We start from the raw sequence: 1,648 nt of genomic DNA, 5'->3' as shown, positions 1-1,648 counted from the left end.
GGACTACACAAAGCTACACGGACAAGGAAAAGAGCCCAGAAGCCTGCGACTACAGAGCTGGGCATACGCCAACCAACCATGCCTAAATGCCCACTGAGAGTGTGTTTCGCGAGCTGATGCCCCTTTCGTCGGCGGAGTTGGCTTAGGTCGCCCGGTCAGAGGCTCGTCATTCGGGCTATGGGCGCTGGTTGGGTGAACAATCCCGGTTCAGTCTCGAGGAGGATGCCGCGGCCGGCCAGGCGTTTGAGCTTGGCGCGGAGGTTCTGGATGTCGTTGCGCGTCAGGGGCACATCCAGGGCTATGGCCACGTCACGGGCGCGCAGGGAGCCGCCGGCTTCGCCGAAGACGGTGAGGATCTGCTGGTAGGCAGGGTGATCGGGGATCGCTGGCGGCGCGAGCGGTTCGGCCGGGGCCAGGTCCTCCTCGGCCAGGGAGATGAGGGTCTTGCGGGTGATCCGCAGGTGCTCGACCTGCTCGCTGAGCTCGCCCAGGCGTGCGGTGAGAGTGTCGATCTCCGTCTGAGTCTGCTCGATCTGGCAGGTCAGCCGGTGCTCGCGGGCGTCGATCCGATCCAGCAGCCAGCTGCCGGGGTCGGCCGGTTGCCCGTCGGGTGCGGTCATGTCCACCGCCACGGCGGCGTCGTGCCGCGGGTCAGACGGCGGGACATCACATCCGTCATCGCCCAATAGACCCGTGATTCGGAGCTGGCCGGCAGGTGCTCGTAGTCGCGGACCAGGCGGCGGTGGAACATCAGGATGCCGTACGTCTGCTCGACGACCCATCTCCTGGGCTGGGGGACGAACCCCTTGCCGGCGGGGTTACGCTCGACGATCTCCACATCGATGCCCAGGCCGGCGCCATGCGCGACGACGGCCTGTTTGAAGCCCTGGTCGACCAGCGCCTTGGTCACCGTGCCCTCGGTGCCGGCGGCGACCCGGTCCAGCAGCGCGATCCCGGCGGTGTTCTCGTGGGCCGAGGCGGCCAGCATGACCGCGGCGATGACCAGGCCCAGCACGTCCACCGCCAGGCCGCGTTTCCTGCCCGGCACGCGCTTGGCGGCGTCTTTCCCGGTGGTGGAGGCGGGGACCCCGGCCGCGACGCGGACGCTCTGGGTGTCCAGCACAACAAGGCTCGGGTCGGCTAATCGTTTCTTCTTCTCACGCAGATGCCAGCGCAGCAGGTCGTGGATCGTCTTGTCCGTGCCGTCGTCGCGCCACTTGCTGAAGTAGTAGTACGCCGCACTCTTGGGCGGCAGGTCATGCGGGAGATAGTCCCATTGCACGCCGGTCCGCCCCTGGTAGCGGATGGCGTTGACGATCTCGCGCAACTCGTAACCACCCTCGTGGCCGCTGACGGACCGGTGCGCGGCCTTCCACGCCGTGAGCACCGGCTCGATCAATGCCCACTGCGCGTCGGATAAGTCGCTCGGGTACTGCTTGCGCTCAGTCACTCAACCATCACAGCACGACCGGACCCGCCAACCGGCGGTAACACTACAAATCCCTACGATCACACTGCGACATCACGGGCATAGGCTCGCGAACCGCACTCTGAGTGGGCATTTAGGCATGGTTGGTTGGCGTATGCCCAGCTCTGTAGTCGCAGGCTTCTGGGCTCTTTTCCTTGTCCGTGTAGCTTTGTGTAGTCC

2 protein-coding genes are annotated in these 1,648 nt (G+C 65.8%); both read right to left on the bottom strand.

Features of this window, described 5'->3' with window-relative positions; translation table 11 throughout:
* Nucleotides 1–155: 155 nt before the first annotated feature.
* Complete coding sequence (locus B0I32_RS56190; protein ID WP_106253694.1) at nucleotides 156–620, bottom strand: hypothetical protein; 465 nt, start codon at nucleotides 618–620, stop codon at nucleotides 156–158.
* Nucleotides 617–1,450: an IS5 family transposase gene (locus B0I32_RS56185; protein ID WP_106253693.1), complete on the bottom strand. Its 834-nt coding sequence runs from the start codon at nucleotides 1,448–1,450 to the stop codon at nucleotides 617–619. Before B0I32_RS56185 ends, B0I32_RS56190 begins: the two co-directional genes overlap by 4 nt.
* Nucleotides 1,451–1,648 lie beyond the last annotated feature (198 nt).

It is taken from the genome of Nonomuraea fuscirosea, from assembly GCF_003001935.1.
In the GTDB taxonomy this organism is placed as follows: domain Bacteria; phylum Actinomycetota; class Actinomycetes; order Streptosporangiales; family Streptosporangiaceae; genus Nonomuraea; species Nonomuraea fuscirosea.
This window is presented reverse-complemented; position numbering and strand designations above follow the sequence as displayed.

Coding starts and splice junctions, on each gene's coding strand:
- B0I32_RS56190 (WP_106253694.1), bottom strand. CDS start 620: ATGACCGCACCCGACGGGCAACCGGCCGACCCCGGCAGCTGGCTGCTG.